This is a genomic window from Rickettsia endosymbiont of Lasioglossum villosulum, from assembly GCF_964026455.1.
In the GTDB taxonomy this organism is placed as follows: Bacteria; Pseudomonadota; Alphaproteobacteria; order Rickettsiales; family Rickettsiaceae; genus Rickettsia.
Genome location: NZ_OZ032152.1, coordinates 722,242 through 743,569, shown reverse-complemented (window position 1 = coordinate 743,569; position 21,328 = coordinate 722,242). Strand labels below are relative to the sequence as shown.

Sequence of the window (21,328 nt, the reverse complement as noted above, 5' to 3'; positions counted from 1 at the left end):
TGCCGCAACCGCAATCGTTTTTTCTAGAAAATTACTATAGTTATGGATGTGCTATAATTGTTAGAATGGTAATATTATCTTTTTTAGGTCCATAGTGCCAAAAAATCCTATAAGCCGCAGGAGTATTATTCTCAGCATAAGCTTCAAATATTTCTTCTCCGTTATCGCCTTTAGTAGATTTATATTTATGAGTATTTAAATGACACGGATTTGTTTGTAAATATGCTAATGTTTTTCTTACTGCTTTTAAACGCTTTTCTAAACTTTTATTATTTTCAAGTTCTTCCAAATCTTTACTAGCCTGAATAGTAAAAAGAATTTTAAAGGTCATCATTTAAATATTTACTGAAGTCTTCTATATATTTTACTTGCCCCTTAGCTGACTCTTTAATCCCATTATTTAGCTGTTCTAAAGCTTTTTTATTATTAAATAGCCAACTTTCTTTTAAAGGGATTTCGGTATAGGGCTCTAAAATAATTTGTCCCTTTTTACTATTAATAATAACATGGAAGCTACTTACTCCTTTAGCGAGTTTACCAAGTGTTATCCTTCCTTTCGTATCAGGCTTTAATATACATGCTTGTGTCATATAAATTAATATTCTTTTTTATAACTTATATAATAATACATAGTGGGTAATTAATCAAGTGGGATTATACGCTAAAAGACTTACCGCAACCACAATTAGCTTTTTCGTTAGGATTGGTAAAAGTGAATTGGGATTTGAATTTAGTTTCTACATAATCCATTTCAGAGCCTAATATATACATCAATGCTTTTGGATCGATTAGGATTCGCACGCCTTTTTCTTCAACTACCTCATCAAATTGGTTTTTATTATCGGCATATTCAACATAATAAGTTTGACCAGCACAACCGCCTGACTTAACCCCTACTCTAATTCCATATGTAGGTTTATTACGTTTTTCTATCAGCAATTGCACTTGTTTTGCAGCCGAATCAGTTAATGAAATAACGTTTTTCTTCATGTTCTAGGAGTCTTTTTTATTTTCTTTTTTAAGCTTGTAATCAGCTATAGCTGCTTTTATAGCATCTTCAGCAAGAAGTGAACAATGAAGTTTTACCGGTGGCAATGATAATTCTTTTGCAATTTCAGTGTTTTTAATCTCTTCAGCATCGTCTATTGATCTACCTTTTACCCATTCTGTTACTAAAGAACTTGAGGCAATAGCTGAACCACAGCCAAATGTTTTAAATTTTGCATCCGTAATAATGCCGTTATCGTCAACCTCGATTTGTAACTTCATCACGTCACCGCATGCTGGAGCTCCGACTAAGCCCGTACCGACATTTTTTTTCTCTTTATCAAGCGATCCGACATTACGAGGATTCTCATAATGATCTATTACTTTTTTGCTATAAGCCATTGTTATTCTCTAAAATTTTGTTTTAATTGTTTCAACGTCATTGCGAGGAAAAACTACAAGTTTTGACGAAGCAATCTTAGGATATTTGACAAGATTGCCGCGTCGCTTCGCTCCTCGCAATGACGATTTTCAATGCACAGCCCATTTAATTTTCTTTAGATCAATCCCCTCTTGCATTATTTCCCAAAGCGGGCTTAAGTCCCGTAGCTTATTGATTTTTGAGCATATTAACTTTACTGCATAATCTATTTCCTGCTCAGTAGTGAATCTACCTATGCCAAATCTAATCGAAGTATGAGCAAGTTCCTCATCAACTCCCATAGAACGTAACACGTAAGATGGTTCAAGCGAGGCTGAAGTACAAGCCGAACCAGAAGAAACAGCTAAATCTTTAATAGCAAGGATAATTGATTCTCCCTCGACACCTGCAAAGCTTAAATTCAAGTTGCCTTTATATCTTTGATCTTTATCACCATTTAGGTAAACTTCCGAAATTTGACTATTTATAGCACCTAAAAACTTATCAAATAAGTGATTTACATGCTTAGTATCTTTTTCCATCTCATTATAAGCGATATTAGCAGCCGTGCCAAGCCCTACTATTAGTGGGGTTGGCAGCGTACCGGAACGCATACCACGCTCTTGACCACCACCATTTATTAGCGGAGTAATACGCACACGAGGTTTTTTTCTAACATACAAAGCACCTATGCCTTTTGGACCATAAATTTTATGCCCTGAGATACTTGCAAGGTCAATATTGCACTCATTAACATCAATTGGAACTTTACCAAACCCTTGAGCAATATCAGAATGAAAGAAAACACCTTTCTCACGACAAATTTTTCCAATTTCCTTTAAGGGCTGAATCACACCTATTTCGTTATTCACCGCCATAACTGATACAAGCATAGTCTGATCGGTTATAGCATTTTTTAAAACCTCTAAATCGATTATTCCGTTAGGTTTGATTGGTAAGTAGGTGACTTTTACCACTTCCTGCTCTAAATGCCTGCAAGCATCAAGGACGCATTTATGTTCACTAACTACTGTAATAATATGGTTCTTTTTATTGCCATAGAATTTTGCTATACCTTTTATAGCAAGGTTATTGGACTCAGTCGCACCGGATGTAAAGATTATTTCCTTAGCCTCAGCCCCTATTAGCTTTGCAATATTACCTCTTGCCTCTTCTACAGCGTTTTCAGCTTCCCAACCAAAAGAATGACTACGTGAATGAGGATTGCCAAATTTGGTAGTAAAATATGGCAACATCGCTTCCATCACACGTGGATCTAGCGGGGTCGTTGCCTGATAATCCATATATATCGGCAGGATTAAATTGTTTAATTGTGTGTTCATATAATTGTGAGTATTAAAAATTTGTTTTTTATTTTTGTGTCATACCGTGGCGGCATTGCCAGCGTGGATCGGTTTTTCTGTCATTGCGAGAAGAATTACATAGTAATTCGACGAAGCAATCCAGTTAAAAAATGCTAATTTATAGCATTTTTTATTATTTTTTCTGGATTGCCGCGCTCACTTCATTCGCTCGCAATGACGGTTTAATGACATCCATATATCTCTCTAAAAGCCATCATAAATGCCTTTATATCATAAATTGTATTATTATGCCCAAACGATACCCTAATAGATGATTTTACTTCTTCTTCATCTAGCCCCATATTAGTTAGCACATGCGATTTAGATATTTTACCTGATGAGCAAGCAGAGCCAGAACTAACACAAATATAACGCAAATCAAAACCGATCAGTTTTGTCTGAGCGTCTGTACCTGGCACAGTAAACAAGGTAGTATTAGGTAATCTCTTTGCGTTTTCGCTAATAATATTTACGCCTTGATACTTCTTTAGTTTTTTCTCTAAAACTTCTTGTAAGCTTTTGAGTTTTACATGGTTCTCTACGATATTTTCTTTCATTAATTCAGCTGCTAAGCTGAATCCTGCAATTGCTAAAACATTTTCAGTGCCTGAACGTACTGACTTTTCCTGTCCACCTCCTATAATTATTGGAGTAAGCGGAAAGCGAGAAGTAGAAATTAAAGCAGCACCACCTAGTCCACCTCCTATTTTATGCCCTGAAATTGTAGCAAAATCTAACCCTAACTCTTTGATATTTGTTGGTATTTTACCAAAACTTTGTACTAAATCGCTATGAAATTTTGTCTCATATTTTTTAGCCATTTCACTTATTTTAGCTATATCTTGTAGCACTCCGCTTTCATTATTAGCCATCATTACAGAAACTAACTTCTTAGAAGCCATACTTTGGGCTAATAGCTTCTCCAAATGTTCAAGATCAACTACCCCTTGCTTATCAACTCTAATAATTTTAATATTCGGAGCATGCTTTATATGGTTATAGATCGATAAATGTTCAATAGCAGAAATGAAAATATCACCATCATAAAAATTTTTCATTATTAAATTATTACTTTCAGTTCCTGAAGAAGTAAAAGTAATATCATATTCTCTAGATGATATTACTAAAGCTGCTGCTATTTGAGAGCGTGCTGTTTCTATAATATTCTTAGCAAACCTACCTGAGCTATGAGCAGATGAAGAATTAAGCTCCTTATCCATCAAGCTTATTACATATTCCTTAACCTTTGGTGCAATAGAAGTAGTAGAGTTATGATCTAAATATATCATATATTTAAATTCAGGTTTAAAGCATCTTTAACCGAAATATTTTCAAAATAATTTCTAATGTGCTTACCAAGCCCTTTCCATAATTTATGCGAATTACATTTTATTGTACTCGAGGCACAATTTTTTATCGACTTTTTATAACAGCCGGTCATTATGAAGTTCTCATTTACAGCATCCATAATATTAGAAATTTTTATTTCTTCTAATTTTCCTATTAAAATATATCCTCCGTTTGGTCCTCTAATAGCCTTAACTAAATTGGCTTTTTTAAGTTTAGAAAATATTTGCTCTAAATAATTAAGTGATATATTTTGTTTTAAAGAAATTTCATTCAAAGTTATAGGCTCATCGCCTACATTTGAAGCCATCTCTAATATCGCCATTACGGCATACCTACCTTTTGTCGTTAGCATCATGGGATTATTTACCAATAAATATTGGCATTACAATAGAATGTCCTAGTAAATTAGTCAAGTATTATATAGATATTATTATCTTTGTTTTTCTTGCGTATTTTTATTATGTATAATAGGAGTATTGGAGGGAGGACTTAATTTATGACTAGTGCTTATAACTATTTGTTCAGTTAAATTTGAAGTCATATTCTTTGCTTCAGCTAAAGTATTTGAATGAAAATTATTTTTAAATTCAGCTTTTAAATTATCTTTTAATTCGTTATTGAAAATCTCTTTTGGGAGATAAATCCCACCAGTAGCAAGACCAGCCCACGTATATTTAGATTTAGCGTTTAAAGTATTTGCAATATTGTTTATCAGCTTTTCTTGATTTTTAGGTTTTGAAAAATGATCTACAATGTTTGGATTTTCTTTAATATGCTCAGAAATTACTTGTTTTAAGGTCTGATTAATCATATGAAAATCTTCTCCCCTATTATCCCCTTTATCAAATAGCTTTTGTGAAACTTGTTCACTTAGCATATTTGCTAATAGTCCTGCCTTTATATCTTGTTTATTTACTAAATTTTCATATAAAGAATTTAGAACTTGCAAAGGAGAATTTGTATAATCTGAAGCATGTTTGTATTGATTTGTTTTAGGGGTAGAAACATCGCCTACACTACTAATAGGTTTTGAACTTAATTTTTCTACAATATAATTCTCAAATTCCGGATTTTCTTTACATAATGTTTTTACTTCGTTGGCAAATTCTTTTTTATTAGGCAAGTTTTGCTTACTTTCTGATTTGGCTTGTAAAAATATTTTATCAACTGCTTGATCAATAAGAATATTTTTGTCTGTAATTTTATCTTCTACCGGTTGTGTTACACCACTAAACATATTTGTTACTGCTTGAGTTACATAGTCTAACCCTACCTTAACTCCTACTTTTGCGAATATTCCTTTATTATCATTTAAATATTGCTGAATTTCAGGACTATCTTTAGTTAAAGTAAATAGCTCTTTTGCAATTCCCGTATAGTCACCTTTAATAAAACTACCAAAAACTTTTTGTAATGACTCAGGCTTATCAAGCAATAAAGGCATCACTTTGCTAAGCTTTACAACATCTTCGGTTTGTAGACCATAATTTTCAAGCTGTTTTTTAATATCACCGCTACCTTTTGCATCTACTTCAACTATACCTTTGAATAAATTATCAAATAAGCCATCTTTACTTTGTTGCACTAACGTATCTTTTAACTTAAATGATGGATCATTAAGAGCTGAGATTAAACTATTTGTCACGCTCATATAATCGCCTTTATTTACATCTGACATAATATCATGTGCCATTTCAGGCTTTGACATCATTTCCCCGACTATATTAAGCATTTGCTTATCAAAATTATAGTCTTTGGTCATTTTTTGCAAATCAGGATTATTTTCAATAATGCCTAAAGCTGCATTTGGTAAAAATTCTTTATTATTGGCAAAAAAATCTCTTAATTCTTTATTGTCTTTAGTCATTTCTAAAGTTTTTTCAATAGCTATCATTACTCCTTGATTTGGATCATTAAGAGTATCAAACACTTCTTTCATTTTGGGGATTTGGTTTAGCAAACTAGGTAGAGTACTTAAAACTTCGGGGTCAATTCTATAACTCTCAAAATACTCTTTTAATTCAGGTTTAGCTTGCTGTTTAGCATCTGCTACAAAGCTATTTAGTACTGTCTGTTTTTCAGGACTTAGCTTATTAAATTCCTTTAAAGAAGTGAAGCTATCTATATTTTCAGCAACTTCTTGCTTTAAAGCAGGATTTTTATCAAAGATTTTTTGCACTTCTGCATAGCTTTGCTTACTTTCCGGTTTTTGTAATATATCATCAAAACTTTTGACATAATCGCTTGGTAATATTTCAGTTGCCCCGATTTTTATATAGCTTGTAATATCTTTTCCTTTTTCATTAAAAAACTTTTCGAAGTTTTTATCTTTAGTAAGCATATCTAAAGTGTTAGAAGTTACTTTGTTCCAATCAGGTTCTTCTTTCTTTACTTCAATTGCAACTTCTTTGAGCTGATGAAGCACATTATCATTTTTAAAACTTTCTTTTAATATATCCAAACCTTTCTGATCTAAGAAATTACCTTCTTGAAATTCTTTAAATCCAGCTTTAGCAAGTATTTGCCCTATTTTAGGTAAATTACTGGCATTCTTTTTTAAAAACTCCCATATTGGTTTTTCCTCGAGAAGTGATTTTTGAAATTCCAGATCAAGATACGTATCAGAAGATCTTGCAAGTTTAACAAGGTTATAAGTATTTACAGGATTAGTTAAAGCAAATTTTGCTCCAAGTAAGATTGTTTTAAAACTTAACCCATTTGAAGAGGATAAATCTTTAATTGCACTATTAACTAACTTGTTAGCCTTAGAGGAAGATAAAGTTTTTTCTAAACTTTTCCGTAACTTATCGCTACGCTTGGATGTATCTGCTGTTGCCATATAAATAATTATTCTTTATTAAAATAAATTACTAATGTCTATTAAATATAGTCAATTGCACGCTAAAAACAATAGAAAAGTTTACATTTAAACTTTTGATCTTTATTATATGACATCTAAATTACAATTAATGCTAGAAATAAAATGATTATTATACCAATATTAAGTTTTCTTGGCTTTTCATGCTTTTTCTCAAAATATTTCAAAGTAAAATTAAACCATGCGATACCTATAACAATTAGCATATTAATCACGATTCTATATTGCTGTGCTATACTAAATCTGTTAATGGCTGCTACCTATTTACTTTACTTCATCGGTATATTATTAGTATACTCGTTTTATTTGAAAAATTGGCATAAATTTTCTTATGAATCTCTCTTTTTTACTTTATTGATCCTTGCTTTTTTTCTCTATACCAGAGAAGCATCACTGCACGCTTATGATGATTTTTCTCATTGGGGAATATTTACTAAAGAACTATTATATTCAGGAGTTTTTGAAAACCAAACTTCACTTACCTCTATTATTTCTACGCATGCACATTATCCAAGAGGTGCCGCTGTTTATCATTACTTTATGTTAATGCTTTCAGGTTATTCCGATGGAAATGTGCTATTTGCTCATTTCTTACTACATTTAATGTTCTTAGCTCCTTTAGCCTCCAATAAGAAAATTTGGCAAACCGGTTTACTATTTTCTGCTATACTTTGTGCGGTAGTATTATATACAACAGGGCTTCGCTCTATATATAATGATAGTACTATAGGGCTAATGTTCGGGGCTATTCTTGCTATTTATATCCTTGAAGAAGATAAGAAAAAAGCTTTAAAGCTCATTATACCTATCGCTATATTACTTCCTTTATTTAGAGAAATTGGAGCGTGGCTAGCAAGTTTCGCTTCTATAATTCTTATATTACACTATACAGTTTTTGATAAAAAACCTAAAACATCACATGATTATATTACCTATGTAATTTTATTAACTTTACCAATATTGTACAATCTTATCTTGATGGATTATTTTAGGAATACTCACGATTTCTTAGATAGAAAAGAGCATAGTTTTAGTAATTTAATATATATTGTAGAAAATTTTAATGAACAGCATAAATTATTATTACTAAATTATGGTAAGTTTCTTTTAAAATTTTTAGTAAAAGAAGGAAGTTTAGTTGTATATACTATTTGTTTTATTGCTTGGTATGGAATTCGTAAATATAAACCGAAACTGTTAGCAGAATATAAATTTTTTCTAATAGCTACATTTATTTGCGGTATAATTTTTGCTTTATGGCGACTATATCTATATTTCTTTACTTTTAGCTATGAAGAAGCAATTAGAGGAGCCTCGTTACTTCGATATCTTGGTTGTTACGTTCTAGGCATAGGTATGATTGCTGCTGCATATGTAAAAAGTAGTATTTTCTTAAATGAAAAACAGAGTAGAAAAGAATTATTTGTTCTTATATTATTATTAGCTGTTTTTTCATTTTCAGTAGTAAAAAATATTCTAAGAATCAAGCACTTAAGTTTAGAACAAAAGAATTTCATAGAGCAAACAACAAATATTAAAAAATTGCTAGAACAAAGAAATGAAGTTACATTTAATTTTAGTAATAAAAAAGATAATCTACAATGTCATATATTGAATTATAATTTAGCACCATATTTAAATAAAAAACATTTACAAGAATGTTTACAAACTCCTAAAGGAGCGGTTATAGATATAGAAAGAGAAAATATATATATACCTTTTTTATAAATATCCTCTGTGTCATCTAGTTGCTTGTCTAGTCTTGTGACATGGCTCGGAAAACACCCTAAGGTAGTCATCTAGTTGCTTGTACCTAAGGCATCCAGAAAATAATAAAAAATACTAACTCATGAATGATATAAAATATAACCTAGCAGCTGCTTATAAAATAATGGCATATTTGTCGATGGATGACCATACCTATACCCATCTATCTGCAAGACCTAAAGATGCTGATTTTTATTATATTTACCCTTTCGGGCTTAGATTTGAAGAAGTAACAGAACATAATTTCCTAAAAGTTAGTTTAGATGGCAGAATTTTAGAGGGAGAGGAATATCAATATAATAAGACTGGCTACTTTATTCACGGAAGTATTTATCGAACACGTCCTGATATTTCAGCTATTTTTCATTATCACACTCCAGCAAGTATTGCAGTCTCTGCTTTAAAATGCGGATTACTGCCGATCAGCCAATGGGCGTTACATTTTTACAACAGAATTTCTTATCATGAATATAATTCTTTGATATTAGATGCCGATAAACAAAGCGATAGGCTAGTTGATGACCTCAAAAATTATGTGATGTTACTTCGTAACCATGGCGTTATTACTTGCGGGAGAACAATACATGAAGCTATGTTTTATGCTTATCATTTGGAACAAGCTTGCAAAACACAATGTTTACTAAATTCAGCTAATAAACAAGATCTTATAATACCATCCGAAGAAATATGTAAACAAACTGTAAAAGATTTATTATCATTTGAAGAAGATCTAGGCAAACGTGACTGGGATGCTTGGTTAAGAGTTATAAAAAAATAAATGTTGCAAATAATAGCATTGGTATGTTATAATTTACAACATGATAAATAGACATATAACATCATTTGTAAAACAATCTTTAAAAGATTTTTCTGCCGTTCTTATCATTGGAGCTAGGCAAGTTGGTAAGTCTACATTAGTAAAGCAGTTGTGTGATGAGGGAATTTTTAAATCCTATATCACTTTAGATGATATTTCGCAATTAGAAGCAGCAACCGCAGACCCTCACGGATTTATAAAAAACGCAAGCTATCCTCTTGCTATTGATGAAATTCAAAGAGCTCCCGATCTTTTAAAAGCTATAAAAAAATCAATAGATGAAGATAAGAAACCAGGGCGTTTTCTTTTAACCGGATCAGCTAATATTTTTTCTTACCCCGGAATATCTGAAAGTCTAGCGGGACGCATTGATGTAATACATCTTGAGGGGTTAAGTTTAGGAGAAATTTTAAATCAAAATAATCCCTCTTCTTTTATATCAGATATTTTTTCCGGCAGCACTATCCATGAATTAAAGGATAAATGGACTGAAGAGCTAAAACATAAACCGGAAATAAATACTCAATTTCTCAATGAATATATTTTTTATGGTGGATTTCCAGAAATCGCACTAAAAAAGCAAAAAAGATTTCGTGAACGTTGGTTCTCTTCTTATCAATCAGCTTATATTGAACGAGATGTACGAAATATAAATAAATTTTTGGATGTCGTTTCTTTTGCTAAGCTTTTTCGTCTGATTGGTTTACAAAGCAGTAATTTATTAAATCAAAAGAATTTAGGTAACGAGATAGGATTAGACCAGAGAACAATATCAAGATATTTAGAGATTTTAGAAACAACTTTTCAGGTAAATCAGTTAACACCTTGGTTTAGTAATACCCGTAAAAGATTAATTAAAACTTCCAAGATTTATATGAATGATTCAGGTTATGCATCATATTTACATGGCATAACAACTCCTGATCTATTACCAAAAAGTCCTTATTACGGAGCAATATTTGAAACATGGTTATGGGCAGAATTAAGGAAGTTATTAACTTTAACTACGGGAATAGAACAAACGTTTTATCGCACACATTTAGGAAAAGAAGTTGATTTTCTTCTACATAAAGGTGATATATTTTGTGGTTTAGAGTGTAAAAGTACGGAAACTATTCAAAGTCAACATTTTGCAGGACTGAAAGATTTATCCGAAGCACTAACCTCGCGAATTATGCATGGCATTATACTTTATAACGGCAATGAAATAATTAGCTTTTCTGACAAATTCCTTGCCGTACCCTTAAGATATATAATTTGAATATGTAATAATTTGTAATATAATATAACTTGCACCATTCAGCATTGAATATTAATATTTTAAGTATATATTATTAGTATTTATAAATGCAGCAAGTTACATTATCAAAGCCCGTAAGCTGTTACGGAATAGGTGTTCACTCTGGGAAACGTACTCAGTTAACTATTGAGCCTGCTAAAGAAAATACAGGTATTATTTTCATAAGAACAGATATATCTTCAGAAAATAATTATATTGAAGCAAAATATTTTAACGTTTCTGACACTTTACTTTCTACTACTATAAGCAATAGCAACAAAATACAAGTCTCAACAATTGAACATATAATGGCTGCATTATGGGGATGCGGAATTGATAATGCTGTTATCAAAATAGATGGTCCTGAAGTTCCTATAATGGATGGCAGTAGCAAACCTTTTGTCTTTATGATTGAGTGTGCTGGGAAAAAGCTACAAAATGCTCCTAAAAAATATTTAAAAATTTTGAAAGAAGTAACAGCTACTCATAAAGATTGCGAGTTAACTTGTACACCTTCTGATCATATGAAAATAGATTTGACTATTGATTTTAATAGTAAAGCTATAGGAAGACAAAATTTAGTCTTTTCAAAGCAAGAATCTTTTAATAATAATATTGCTGATGCTCGTACTTTTGGCTTTACAAAAGATGGTGATTATTTACAGAGTAAGGGACTTGCTCTAGGTGTTTCATTCGAGAATACAATAGCTATAGATGATCAAGATAAAGTCTTAAATCCTGATGGATTACGTTATCAAGATGAATTTGTGCGTCATAAATTATTAGACCTATTTGGCGATTTATATACTTCTGGTAATAACATTATAAGCTCGATTAATGGCTATAAAACTAGTCATGCTCTTAATAACGAGTTATTACAACGAATATTTAGTGATAATACCTCACATAAATTTGTTACTGCTAGCGAGATATAGCAGATCTTCTTCTTTTATTCATAACATTTGCTAAGTTACTATATTCTTGAGCTTTATTAGGCTTCTCATAGAATGGATTCATTACTCTTCCAATATCTTTGGCATAACTTTCTTTTTCAATATTTAATGATACTTTATTTTTATTACAAAAATCATTAAACCCATTATTTCTTATTTCACCAATAAATGTATTTCTTATTTCATGAAATTTCTCTCTCTTATCATTATCTTTCATCTTCCAATAATTCTTATCAGTGATTAACTTCTTTAACACCGCTGTTTGCAGAATTTGTTCTTTAGTGTATTTTTCTAGTTGATCTAAATTTTTATAATCTGGCGTGTCGTGCTTTTTACATTCTTCATTTATGTTTAACTTAAATATTGTTTTTATTCCTTTTTTTTCTTTTTCACTAAGTCCACCAGTAATTAACGAAACAGAAGTCATTATGCCATAACCTGTCGCTTTTAAAATTCCAAGTACATTACCGCTTGCTCCTTGAATAATAGCAGTAGATATAGCAGCTATATTATTTGAAAATACTATACCAATACTTTTAAGATTTTTGCTACTTATTTTATATTTATCACTATTAAAATCTTTTTCTTTTTTAGGTGGTGTAAATAATTCACTTTTTAGACTATCTTTTAACCTAGGTTCTAACGATAATATATAATCTTGCTGGGCTTTAGCATTTCTATTTTGTACTAATAAATTATTTTCTTTATGAAGTTTACACAAATTTCGTATTTTAACAGTTTCATTTATAGCCTGAATTCCTACACCTACCGCAGTAATAGCAGCTACTGTTATAACTATAGGCGACACAGGTGTAAAAAGCCCTGAAACCGCAATTACTGCACCTGTTAACGAAATAGCATAATTTAAGGAATTACTAAGTAATATTTTACCGACTTTGCTTTGAGTAAATTTATCCCATTTATTTTTAAAGAACTCAATTATTTTAAATGTCTTCCCTAAAAATTTACCAACTTTGCTATTTTTAAATTTACCCCATACATTTCCAAAAAACTGAGCTATTTTAGATTTTTTTTCCAAAGGCTTTTCTAAAATTTTCTTTTCAGATTCTTGTTGATAAGTTTTATCAAAATTACTTTTTAGTTTTTCTATTTCCAAATCATCAAAAGAAAAATTTTTTTTAATATTTTTTTCTTTATTCATTGAATTAATCGACTCTATAGTTTAAATTATAAAAAATTAAAAGATTTCATTATCATATTATAACATTTTATATGAACGGAAAAGAAATAAATAAAATTGTTGCAGCTATATTGTTTGCAAGTTTAATTGCCATGATGGTTGGATTTATTGCAAATATATTATATAAACCGGTTTTAGAACCAAAACATCGAGGTTATAGTATTGCAGTGCAAGAAGTTTCAGAAGCACCTACCACGCAAGCACAAGCCCCAATCAACATACCGGAATTGATGAAAACAGCAAATGCTGATAATGGTCGTGAAATAGCTAAAAAATGTTTAATGTGCCACTCTCTTGATAAAGATGGTCCAAATAAGATAGGACCTCATTTATGGGATGTAGCAGGTCGTCCTAAAGCAAGCATAACGGATTATAAATATTCCCCTGCTCTATCAGCTCTTGGAGGTAGTTGGGATGATGATAGTTTATTTGCTTTCTTACATAAACCAAGTAGCTATGCTCCTGGTACTAAAATGTCTTTTGCCGGTATATCAAAACCGCAAGACATCGCAGATGTTATATTATTTTTAAAAACTTATGTTCATGATAAGTAATTTCTTTTCTTTCAAAAATAGTATTTCATACTCTTTTTGAAAGAATAATTAGAATAATGAGTATATAAGATGGAAAGCGGTTCCCATCTTATATACAAATAAATTTATTTTTTGTTTGTAATAAAATGCTCAATTTTCATTTTATTTTGGAGTATATCTCAGTGACTGAATTATGGTTAATAATCGGGGTAATTTGTATAATTGCAGAATTTTTTGCAATTCCAAATATTGGGTTCTTATTTTTTGGATTTGGAGCATTGTCAAACGCTCTTATAATTTATCATTATCCTCTAATTAACTTAACAAATCAAATAACACTTTTTGGTTTATTATCCCTTATATGGTTTTGTATATTATATTATCCTCTCAAAAAATATGTATATAGCAAAACTACTTCTAATGAAAACTATTCCGATATGATAGGTAAAGAAGCTGAAGTTTATAGCGATGTAATTTCAGAAGAAAACCTTGGGCAAGTAAAATGGTCTGGTGTCATTATGAATGCTTACCTTGTACCAAACGAGAAAGCTAAATCAGGAGATAAAGTATATATTACCAAGGTTAAAGGTAATATATTAATCTGCTCTAAACACAGACCTAAATAGTAATCTAATAAAAAACAATACTTAAGGATTGCCGCATAGATCGAGGATTGTCATTGCGAGGAAATACAAAGTAATTGACGAAACAATCCAGTAAAATGCATAGCATTTTTTATTATTTTTCTCGATGCCGTGGCTTGACCAATAGTACCGGACAGTTATTATTGATAGTGTTAGTAAGCAAAGAAATATTAAATATTCTCTCTTAGCCAATCGAAAACTTTGTTAATCCAGCTGCTATTTTCATCAAGTTTCATATGGGAAAATTCTTTTTGCTGTTTTAGAGCATGAATTTTTAGCATACCTATAACTGCCGAATAAGCAGCTGGATTATAATCTTCAGTAAAGCCATCAATAAGCTCTGGCTTACCTATTCTAGTTTGCTTCTCAAAAACTTTACTTGAAAGCTCCTTTAAACCTCTAAGCTGCGATCCGCCTCCAGTAATAACAGTGCGGTACACTGATATTTGTCCTTTTATTGCCTTATCATATTCAGATTTTACCATTAATAATATCTCTTCTGCTCTTGCTTTTATTACTTCAGCAAGTTTATAAACCGTTACTGCTCCTGCAGGGCTATGGTGAGCATCAACATTAAAATCCTCCATATTAATAATACTGTCTTTATCAAAAGAGGATAAAATTGCGTTACCATATAAAATTTTTAATTTTTCAGCCGTAGCAAGATCAGTACCGAAAACTTTTGCAATATCAGAGCTAATATGAAAACTACCTATATTTACGTGTCCTGTATATATCAATTTACCGGCAAAGAAAATACCAAAAGAAGTGGTTTTATCACCTATATCTATAATTAGTGAACCGAGGTTTTTTTCATCATTTGTAAGACAGCTGATTGCAGAAGCATAAATCGCTAGAGTAATATTGGTAACTTCAATATGGCATTTGGCAAAACACTGCACGATATTTGATAGCATATTTGACTCAGCTGCAATAACATGTAATTCACAACCAAGTTCTTTTCCATACATACCTACAGGGTTTTCAACCCTATTATTATCAAGAATAAACTCAAGAGGAAAGTAATGAATAATTTCTTGATCCTTAAATTTAAACTCCTGTAATGCTTTTTGTAAAAGCTTTTTTATATCTTGCTCGGTTATAGTTGCTGTACTAATTTTAATAGTATAATTTATATAATAAGATTTAGTAGCAGCTCCTGATAGCGATAATATAACTTTCTTGATATTTTTATTACAATCTTTTTCTAACGCATAAATTGCTGAAATAATACTACTTTCAGCATTTTTTAAGTCTGTTATAACCCCTGATTTTATGCCTTTAGAATGATGTAAATTTTGACTTGCTACCTTAATCTCACCTTTTTTACTAATATAGGCAGCAATGGCAGCAATTTTACTACTGCCAAAATCAAGTGCTACAAAATTCGATATTTTCTCTTTCATTTTTTATGTTTGTTGTAATTCCAAAAACGTCATTGCGAGGAGCATAGCGACGAAGCAATCTAGTTAAATGTCCTGAGCTTGCTTTCGCCCTCTGCTATGCATCTCCTCGCAATGACGAATCTAATTAATACTTCTCTATATAATATTTATTCTTGTCCCTCAAATCTAACTGTTTATAGTTTTGATTAAATAGTTTATTTGCTTTATTGAGTGCATCTATATATTTTAAGGCTTCTTCAAAATTCTTTGCCGGTAATTTAATATTTATTCCACCCTTAAGATTTAAATCCCACCTTCTATCCCCACATCTAATAGCAGATGAAGTTTTATTTATTAATGCCGGATATTTTTGTAGCTCATTTACTAGCTTGCTAGCATATATATTTGCCCCCTCTCCTACAACATGTAATAAATGAGGAAAAGGCTCTATGTTCTTACTGATTTCATAACCCTCTTCATCAATTAAGAAGAGTTGGTTATTGATCTGCCAAATGGCAATATGTTCTCTTTCAAACAGTTTTATATATATTGTGTTTGGTAATCTTCTTGAAACATATACTTCCTTAATCCATCTATTATTCTTTAAATTATTCCTAATTTCATCTAAATTAAGAGCAAAAATAGAACTACCTTTTTTAGCATTTAAAACTTTTAATATTGTAGGTTCATCAACATTTTGTTGTCCCTCAATTATTACATTCTCAAGTTTAAAGCCAAATTCTGTAGTTGTTTGATATATATTTGTTTTTAAATAGCTTTTTAACGAAGCAAAATATTTTGTGAAAGCAAACAAACATATAAAGATAATTAAAACGATTTTAAGTATTAATATTGTTTTCTTATAGATTAATCCTAACTTCCGACGCAATGAAATGTTATTGTTTTTTTTAGCGGTATTTTTTTTATTTGAGCTTGTTTTTTTTCTCATGATTCAAAGCTTGCCGTCTTTAAAATTTCTTCAATTAAATTAACAAAATCTATACCATGATAAGCAGCTATTTCAGGAACTATAGATAAAGGAGTCATACCAGGATGCGTATTTATTTCTAAAGCATATAACTTATTTGTTCTTTCTTCTAAAATAAATTCAGCTCTAGCTACCCCTTTGCAGTTCATTATTTTAAAAATTTTTTCTGACTCTTTAAGTAGCTTATCATATATATCGGTAGGCAAAGGAGCAGGACATAGATGCTCGGCAAATCCTTCAGTATATTTAGTTTCATAATCATAGAAACGATTTTTTAATAGCTTAATTTCTAAAGCTCCCAAGGCTTTGCCATTTAATATTGCTACTTGTAATTCACGCCCTTTTATATATTTCTCTATTATTACCTCATCACCATAAGGAAAATCATAGTTAGCAAAGTTAAAATCATCTTCCTCAAATATTACCTCAACACCAATACTTGAGCCTTGTGTAAGCGGCTTAATCACGTATGGGCGTTTTATAGGATCAGTTTTAACATTATCACCTTTACTTATGACAATACTTTCTGCCATATTAATATTGTTAGTCAAAAACCAGCTTCTAGAATGTACTTTATCAAAAGCAAGGCTTGATGCTAAAACCCCGCTATGAGTATAAGGAATTCGCATAATATTAAGAAGTCCAGGCAGGCAACCATCTTCACCATATGTGCCATGCAGACAATTAAAAACAATATCAGGCTTTATTTCATGCAGCTTAACAGCAATATCAGCTCCCATATCTATAAAAGTAACTTTATAGCCTGCTTCTATTAAAGCTTTGCCTACCCCTTCAGCTGATATTAGCGACACTTCAAGTTCAGCAGACATACCGCCCGCTACTAACGCTATATGCTTCTTGCCTCTATCGCTTAATATTTTGATTTCTGAGCTTTCAACCCAATGTGTTTGATATTTATGCATATTTTCATTTTTTGTTACTAGGTAAACGTCATTGCGAGGAGCATAGCGACGAAGCAATCTCGGAACATTCTTATAAGATTGCCACGCCACTTTCAGTGGCTCGCAATGACGAAGTTAGAATTTCCCAACTCTCTTTATCTCCCAATTTAATTTAATCCCACTATCTTCAAATACTTTCTGCTGGACGAAATTACCAAGATCTTCTAAGTCCTTAGCGGTAGCATTTCCATTATTTATCATAAAGTTACAGTGAAGTTCTGAGATAGAAGCATCGCCTATTCTATAGCCTCTAAGTCCTGCTTTGTCAATAAGTTGCCACGATTTAAATCCTTCCGGATTTGCAAAAGTACTGCCGCCAGTACGCTCCTTAATAGGCTGAGTAGATGATCTTGCAGCATTTATTTCATTCATCCGTGCTAATATTTCTTCACTATTGCCTTTGGTAATTTCAAAAACAGCTTTAAGAATAATTAAATCCTTTGGTAAATTATTACCACGATATTTAAAGTCTATTTCTTCATTTGTAAATGTTAGAAAGTTTCCTGCAAAGTCGATTGCTTCAATCCTAACTAAAATATCTTTAAACTCACAACCATAAGCTCCGGCATTCATCGCAACGCCGCCGCCAATAGTGCCAGGAATGCCGACTAAAAACTCAAAGCCGCTAATAGCATTTACCTGACAAAATTTAGCTAAACTAAAATTAAGGCAACTGCTGCCGACTATTAAATGACTATCATCCGTAAAATCGATATTGCTAAAATTTTGACCAAGCTTTATAACGACTCCCTCTATACCGCCATCTCGTATAATAATATTCGAACCAGCACCAAAAGTAGTTATGGGTAATTTTTGTTTATTTTGTACTAAGAAGCTTGCTAAATCTTCGTTATCTATAGGCTTAAAAAATATTTCAGCATTACCGCCTACTTTAAACCATGTTAAATGTTTTAAGTTATAATCTTTCCTATATTCACCTTTTACTATAGGGAGATTCATGACAAATTACCAAATTTTTGTGGTAATTCATTAGCAAAGTTTGAAATATTACCTGCTCCCATCATAACAATCATATCACCAGGGGATGCTTTATTCATTATAACTTCTACAGTGTCATCTAATTTTGCTAAGAAATTCGCTTGATTATGATATTTGAGCTTAATAATGTTATCAATTAAACTTTGCCCGCTAATACCCTCTATAGGGCTTTCACCTGCCGCATATACATCTGTAATATAAAGTAAATCCGCATCATTAAAGCAACGCATAAAATCCTCGAATAAATGCTGCATTCTCGAATATCTATGTGGCTGGAAAATAGCAATAACCTTACCATGTTGTTTATTAGCTATATTTTTGGCAGTAGATAATGTTGCCTTAATTTCTTCAGGGTGATGAGCATAGTCATCAATAACCGAAGCTTGATTATATTCAGCTACTTTAGTAAATCTTCTTTTTACTCCTTTAAAGCTATTAAAGCCGTTTTTAATAGCCTTAATACCGAAATCTAACTCCACCCCTACACTGATTGCGGCTAAACTATTTAAAATATTATGCCTTCCTGGGGTTGGAATAGTAATTTTCTCTATAATTGTAACACCACTTACATTTGGCAAACTAATTTTTACATCAAAGGTAGATGAAGTAATATCTGTACTAATATTAAATGCGATAATATGAGCATCATCGGAATCAATACCATAAGTGATAACTTTCCGCTCGGTAATATTATTTACTAACTCACGTACTATTTTATGGTCAATACAACAAACAGCAAAACCATAAAAAGGTAAATTTGTGATAAAACTCCTAAAGGCATTAATTAGCGTATCAAAATCTTTGTAATAATCTAAATGTTCTGGATCAATATTAGTTATTATTGCAATGGTCGACGGAATACTTATAAAAGTTGCATCTGACTCATCAGCTTCAGCAATTAAATAATTACTTGAACCGAGATAGGCATTTGTGGATCTATTATTAATAATACCACCATTAATGACTGTAGGGTGTAAACCAGCTGCCTCAAATAAGCAAGCAACTAAAGAAGTGGTAGTAGTCTTACCATGTGAACCAGATACCGCTACCGAGCATTTTAACCTCATAAGTTCAGCAAGCATTTCTGCACGTCTGATAATTGGGATTTTACGCTCCAAAGCTTCTTTTACTTCCGGATTATTTCGATTAATTGCCGAAGAAACAACAACATATGAGACATTTGTAATATTTTGTGGTGTATGACCAACAAATATTTTAATGCCATATGCTTCTAAACGTTTGGTATTATAATTTTCTGATAAATCAGAACCTTGCACCTTATAACCAAGATTATGTAATATCTCAGCAATTCCGCTCATTCCAACGCCGCCAATGCCAATAAAATGTATAGTTTCTAAAGTTTGATTAGTTTTTTTTAATTCAAGTAACAGCATTTAAGTTAATTTTTAAAATTGAGTTGTGCATATATGGTTTTAGGGGTTTTGTCAAGTACTATAAAACGTCATTGCGAGAAGATGCATAGCATCGCCGAAGCAATCTCAGAATGTTAATACTAGATTGCCGCGTCGAAACTGCGTTTCTCCTCGCAATGACACTACTCCGCCCTATCAAATTTTGCTTCGGAGTAGTAATTGCCTTGCAAGCCGCCTACTTTTAGATCTATTAAAAACTTAGCTATTTCACCGTTTTCGACAAATTCAGCTACTGTTTCAATATTTAAATCTTCTGAGATTTTAATTAATCTTTCGACAAAATATCTACTTTGTACATCACTTGTAATACTACGGACATATTTGCCATCAATTTTTATAATATCAATAGGCAAGCTTTGAAGTTGTTTAAAGGATGTAAAGCCTGAGCCGAAATCATCTAAAGCAAATTTACAACCAAATTTACGTAACTTATTGATAAATACGTTTATTTTATTATAATTCTCGTTAAAAGAAGTTTCAGTAATTTCGACAATTAAACGATCTCGAACATCATAAGTTTTTAATAAACTTTCTGCTATCTCCCATAAAGCTTCATCAGTCGTACCAATATTTGAAATATTAACAGATAGCATTAAATTAGGATTGTTTACAAGCTCGTGAATACTCATCTCTAAAACGATCTGATCAATTATAAAAATTAATCCTTTATTTTCAGCAATGGGAATTATAGGACCGACAGAAATATAAACACCATTCTCATCCGGTATTCGAAGTAGACATTCATAATAATGTACTTTCAAAGTCTTGCGATCAATTATAGGCTGATAAGCAAATCGCATAGTTTTTTTAGCTAAAGCTTGTCTAAGCAAATTGAGTTGTAAATTAGACTTTTTTATATTCTCTAAATCATGATCATCAGAGTTATATTCACGATAATAATAATTATTATTCTGTGAAAGTAACATATTTAGTATTTTCTCAATCTCTTCTGCATTAGCACTTACTTTTGGGAACTCACTACTCGCAATACAACAATTTATATAGATTTCCGGTCGCTCCTCATTTATATAAAGCTGGGAAGATAAATATAATTTTCTAGCAAAACTTTTAATTAGATCAGAATCGGTAATATCTAGTACAAATAATATTATGTCTTTTTTTGTTTTTCTAAATTTTAGAGGAATATCAAGCTCCTTGCTTACATTTTCAATAATTTTTTCTAAATCCTGAATTATGAAATTCTTATTTGGTTCTATGAATGCAATTTCATCATAATTCAATAATTTACAAGCAAAACATACTCCCATCCCTATTTTATCCATTTCAGCTTGTAAAACTTTATATTCTGTGATTAATTCTGACATTGCCATTTTGATAATAAAATTATATATTCTAAGAATACTAAG

Annotated in this window: 21 protein-coding genes; 6 read left to right on the top strand and 15 right to left on the bottom strand. The window is 31.3% G+C overall.

The annotated features are described in order from the left end of the window. Positions 1 to 40: 40 nt before the first annotated feature. From AAGD49_RS03700 to AAGD49_RS03665, 8 genes are all read right to left on the bottom strand, one after another. A complete protein-coding gene (locus AAGD49_RS03700; RefSeq protein WP_341789271.1) occupies positions 41 to 331 on the bottom strand; it encodes a hypothetical protein in 291 nt (96 codons plus the stop codon). After that, complete coding sequence (locus AAGD49_RS03695; RefSeq protein WP_341789188.1) at positions 321 to 590, bottom strand: hypothetical protein; 270 nt, start codon at positions 588 to 590, stop codon at positions 321 to 323. The genes AAGD49_RS03700 and AAGD49_RS03695 overlap by 11 nt, the downstream gene beginning before the upstream one ends. A gap of 64 nt (positions 591 to 654) precedes the next feature. Then, positions 655 to 990 carry an iron-sulfur cluster assembly accessory protein gene (locus AAGD49_RS03690; protein ID WP_341789187.1) on the bottom strand — a complete coding sequence of 112 codons (336 nt, stop codon included), beginning with the start codon at positions 988 to 990 and terminating at the stop codon, positions 655 to 657. Between the two features lie 3 nt (positions 991 to 993). After that, entirely contained in the window at positions 994 to 1,389 is a 396-nt protein-coding gene (iscU, locus tag AAGD49_RS03685; protein ID WP_011477608.1) for a Fe-S cluster assembly scaffold IscU, read from the bottom strand. A 129-nt stretch (positions 1,390 to 1,518) separates the two neighbouring features. After that, on the bottom strand, positions 1,519 to 2,751 hold the full coding sequence (locus tag AAGD49_RS03680) for an IscS subfamily cysteine desulfurase (RefSeq protein ID WP_341789186.1): 1,233 nt from the start codon (positions 2,749 to 2,751) through the stop codon (positions 1,519 to 1,521). Positions 2,752 to 2,954: 203 nt separating this feature from the next. Further along, positions 2,955 to 4,061, bottom strand: coding sequence for a cysteine desulfurase family protein (locus AAGD49_RS03675; RefSeq protein ID WP_341789185.1), 1,107 nt, complete (start codon positions 4,059 to 4,061; stop codon positions 2,955 to 2,957). Continuing rightward, positions 4,058 to 4,477 carry an Rrf2 family transcriptional regulator gene (locus tag AAGD49_RS03670; protein ID WP_341789184.1) on the bottom strand — a complete coding sequence of 140 codons (420 nt, stop codon included), beginning with the start codon at positions 4,475 to 4,477 and terminating at the stop codon, positions 4,058 to 4,060. The genes AAGD49_RS03675 and AAGD49_RS03670 overlap by 4 nt, the downstream gene beginning before the upstream one ends. A 75-nt stretch (positions 4,478 to 4,552) precedes the next feature. After that, complete coding sequence (locus AAGD49_RS03665; protein WP_341789183.1) at positions 4,553 to 6,961, bottom strand: hypothetical protein; 2,409 nt, start codon at positions 6,959 to 6,961, stop codon at positions 4,553 to 4,555. A gap of 144 nt (positions 6,962 to 7,105) precedes the next feature. Here AAGD49_RS03665 and AAGD49_RS03660 point away from each other — a divergent pair, with 144 nt between their 5' ends. The 4 genes from AAGD49_RS03660 (at position 7,106) to lpxC (ending at position 11,798) form a co-directional block, all read left to right on the top strand. Next, a complete protein-coding gene (locus AAGD49_RS03660; RefSeq protein WP_341789182.1) occupies positions 7,106 to 8,728 on the top strand; it encodes a hypothetical protein in 1,623 nt (540 codons plus the stop codon). 121 nt (positions 8,729 to 8,849) lie between these two features. After that, on the top strand, positions 8,850 to 9,545 hold the full coding sequence (locus AAGD49_RS03655) for a class II aldolase/adducin family protein (protein WP_341789181.1): 696 nt from the start codon (positions 8,850 to 8,852) through the stop codon (positions 9,543 to 9,545). A 40-nt stretch (positions 9,546 to 9,585) separates the two neighbouring features. Then, positions 9,586 to 10,845 (top strand): ATP-binding protein, encoded by a 1,260-nt coding sequence (locus AAGD49_RS03650; RefSeq protein ID WP_341789180.1) that lies wholly within the window; start codon positions 9,586 to 9,588, stop codon positions 10,843 to 10,845. Positions 10,846 to 10,931: 86 nt separating this feature from the next. After that, on the top strand, positions 10,932 to 11,798 hold the full coding sequence (lpxC, locus tag AAGD49_RS03645; protein WP_341789179.1) for a UDP-3-O-acyl-N-acetylglucosamine deacetylase: 867 nt from the start codon (positions 10,932 to 10,934) through the stop codon (positions 11,796 to 11,798). Here the strand turns inward: lpxC and AAGD49_RS03640 are convergent. After that, complete coding sequence (locus tag AAGD49_RS03640; protein ID WP_341789178.1) at positions 11,785 to 12,978, bottom strand: hypothetical protein; 1,194 nt, start codon at positions 12,976 to 12,978, stop codon at positions 11,785 to 11,787. The genes lpxC and AAGD49_RS03640 overlap by 14 nt on opposite strands. A gap of 71 nt (positions 12,979 to 13,049) precedes the next feature. Between AAGD49_RS03640 and AAGD49_RS03635 the strand changes: the two genes are divergently transcribed. After that, positions 13,050 to 13,571 (top strand): cytochrome c family protein, encoded by a 522-nt coding sequence (locus tag AAGD49_RS03635; RefSeq protein WP_341789177.1) that lies wholly within the window; start codon positions 13,050 to 13,052, stop codon positions 13,569 to 13,571. 125 nt (positions 13,572 to 13,696) lie between these two features. Further along, entirely contained in the window at positions 13,697 to 14,176 is a 480-nt protein-coding gene (locus AAGD49_RS03630; RefSeq protein ID WP_341789176.1) for an NfeD family protein, read from the top strand. 188 nt (positions 14,177 to 14,364) lie between these two features. Here AAGD49_RS03630 and ftsA read toward each other — a convergent pair whose 3' ends face one another. The 6 genes from ftsA to AAGD49_RS03600 form a co-directional block, all read right to left on the bottom strand. After that, on the bottom strand, positions 14,365 to 15,600 hold the full coding sequence (gene ftsA, locus AAGD49_RS03625) for a cell division protein FtsA (protein WP_341789175.1): 1,236 nt from the start codon (positions 15,598 to 15,600) through the stop codon (positions 14,365 to 14,367). Positions 15,601 to 15,724: 124 nt separating this feature from the next. Further along, positions 15,725 to 16,528: a cell division protein FtsQ/DivIB gene (locus AAGD49_RS03620; protein ID WP_341789174.1), complete on the bottom strand. Its 804-nt coding sequence runs from the start codon at positions 16,526 to 16,528 to the stop codon at positions 15,725 to 15,727. Further along, positions 16,525 to 17,490 carry a D-alanine--D-alanine ligase gene (locus AAGD49_RS03615; protein ID WP_341789173.1) on the bottom strand — a complete coding sequence of 322 codons (966 nt, stop codon included), beginning with the start codon at positions 17,488 to 17,490 and terminating at the stop codon, positions 16,525 to 16,527. The genes AAGD49_RS03620 and AAGD49_RS03615 overlap by 4 nt, the downstream gene beginning before the upstream one ends. A gap of 114 nt (positions 17,491 to 17,604) precedes the next feature. Continuing rightward, positions 17,605 to 18,489, bottom strand: a complete 885-nt coding sequence (gene murB, locus AAGD49_RS03610; RefSeq protein WP_341789172.1) for a UDP-N-acetylmuramate dehydrogenase — start codon at positions 18,487 to 18,489, stop codon at positions 17,605 to 17,607. Then, entirely contained in the window at positions 18,486 to 19,922 is a 1,437-nt protein-coding gene (murC, locus tag AAGD49_RS03605) for a UDP-N-acetylmuramate--L-alanine ligase (RefSeq protein WP_341789171.1), read from the bottom strand. Before murC ends, murB begins: the two co-directional genes overlap by 4 nt. Positions 19,923 to 20,083: 161 nt before the next feature. Further along, positions 20,084 to 21,301 carry an EAL domain-containing protein gene (locus AAGD49_RS03600; RefSeq protein ID WP_341789220.1) on the bottom strand — a complete coding sequence of 406 codons (1,218 nt, stop codon included), beginning with the start codon at positions 21,299 to 21,301 and terminating at the stop codon, positions 20,084 to 20,086. Positions 21,302 to 21,328: the final 27 nt, after the last annotated feature.

What these genes read in the sequence shown, in the direction of transcription:
- AAGD49_RS03700 (WP_341789271.1), bottom strand. Translation starts at nt 331, where the DNA reads ATGACCTTTAAAATTCTTTTTACTATTCAGGCTAGTAAAGATTTGGAA.
- AAGD49_RS03695 (WP_341789188.1), bottom strand. Translation starts at nt 590, where the DNA reads ATGACACAAGCATGTATATTAAAGCCTGATACGAAAGGAAGGATAACA.
- AAGD49_RS03690 (WP_341789187.1), bottom strand. Translation starts at nt 990, where the DNA reads ATGAAGAAAAACGTTATTTCATTAACTGATTCGGCTGCAAAACAAGTG.
- iscU (WP_011477608.1), bottom strand. Translation starts at nt 1,389, where the DNA reads ATGGCTTATAGCAAAAAAGTAATAGATCATTATGAGAATCCTCGTAAT.
- AAGD49_RS03680 (WP_341789186.1), bottom strand. Translation starts at nt 2,751, where the DNA reads ATGAACACACAATTAAACAATTTAATCCTGCCGATATATATGGATTAT.
- AAGD49_RS03675 (WP_341789185.1), bottom strand. Translation starts at nt 4,061, where the DNA reads ATGATATATTTAGATCATAACTCTACTACTTCTATTGCACCAAAGGTT.
- AAGD49_RS03670 (WP_341789184.1), bottom strand. Translation starts at nt 4,477, where the DNA reads ATGATGCTAACGACAAAAGGTAGGTATGCCGTAATGGCGATATTAGAG.
- AAGD49_RS03665 (WP_341789183.1), bottom strand. Translation starts at nt 6,961, where the DNA reads ATGGCAACAGCAGATACATCCAAGCGTAGCGATAAGTTACGGAAAAGT.
- AAGD49_RS03660 (WP_341789182.1), top strand. Translation starts at nt 7,106, where the DNA reads ATGATTATTATACCAATATTAAGTTTTCTTGGCTTTTCATGCTTTTTC.
- AAGD49_RS03655 (WP_341789181.1), top strand. Translation starts at nt 8,850, where the DNA reads ATGAATGATATAAAATATAACCTAGCAGCTGCTTATAAAATAATGGCA.
- AAGD49_RS03650 (WP_341789180.1), top strand. Translation starts at nt 9,586, where the DNA reads ATGATAAATAGACATATAACATCATTTGTAAAACAATCTTTAAAAGAT.
- lpxC (WP_341789179.1), top strand. Translation starts at nt 10,932, where the DNA reads ATGCAGCAAGTTACATTATCAAAGCCCGTAAGCTGTTACGGAATAGGT.
- AAGD49_RS03640 (WP_341789178.1), bottom strand. Translation starts at nt 12,978, where the DNA reads ATGAATAAAGAAAAAAATATTAAAAAAAATTTTTCTTTTGATGATTTG.
- AAGD49_RS03635 (WP_341789177.1), top strand. Translation starts at nt 13,050, where the DNA reads ATGAACGGAAAAGAAATAAATAAAATTGTTGCAGCTATATTGTTTGCA.
- AAGD49_RS03630 (WP_341789176.1), top strand. Translation starts at nt 13,697, where the DNA reads ATGCTCAATTTTCATTTTATTTTGGAGTATATCTCAGTGACTGAATTA.
- ftsA (WP_341789175.1), bottom strand. Translation starts at nt 15,600, where the DNA reads ATGAAAGAGAAAATATCGAATTTTGTAGCACTTGATTTTGGCAGTAGT.
- AAGD49_RS03620 (WP_341789174.1), bottom strand. Translation starts at nt 16,528, where the DNA reads ATGAGAAAAAAAACAAGCTCAAATAAAAAAAATACCGCTAAAAAAAAC.
- AAGD49_RS03615 (WP_341789173.1), bottom strand. Translation starts at nt 17,490, where the DNA reads ATGCATAAATATCAAACACATTGGGTTGAAAGCTCAGAAATCAAAATA.
- murB (WP_341789172.1), bottom strand. Translation starts at nt 18,489, where the DNA reads ATGAATCTCCCTATAGTAAAAGGTGAATATAGGAAAGATTATAACTTA.
- murC (WP_341789171.1), bottom strand. Translation starts at nt 19,922, where the DNA reads ATGCTGTTACTTGAATTAAAAAAAACTAATCAAACTTTAGAAACTATA.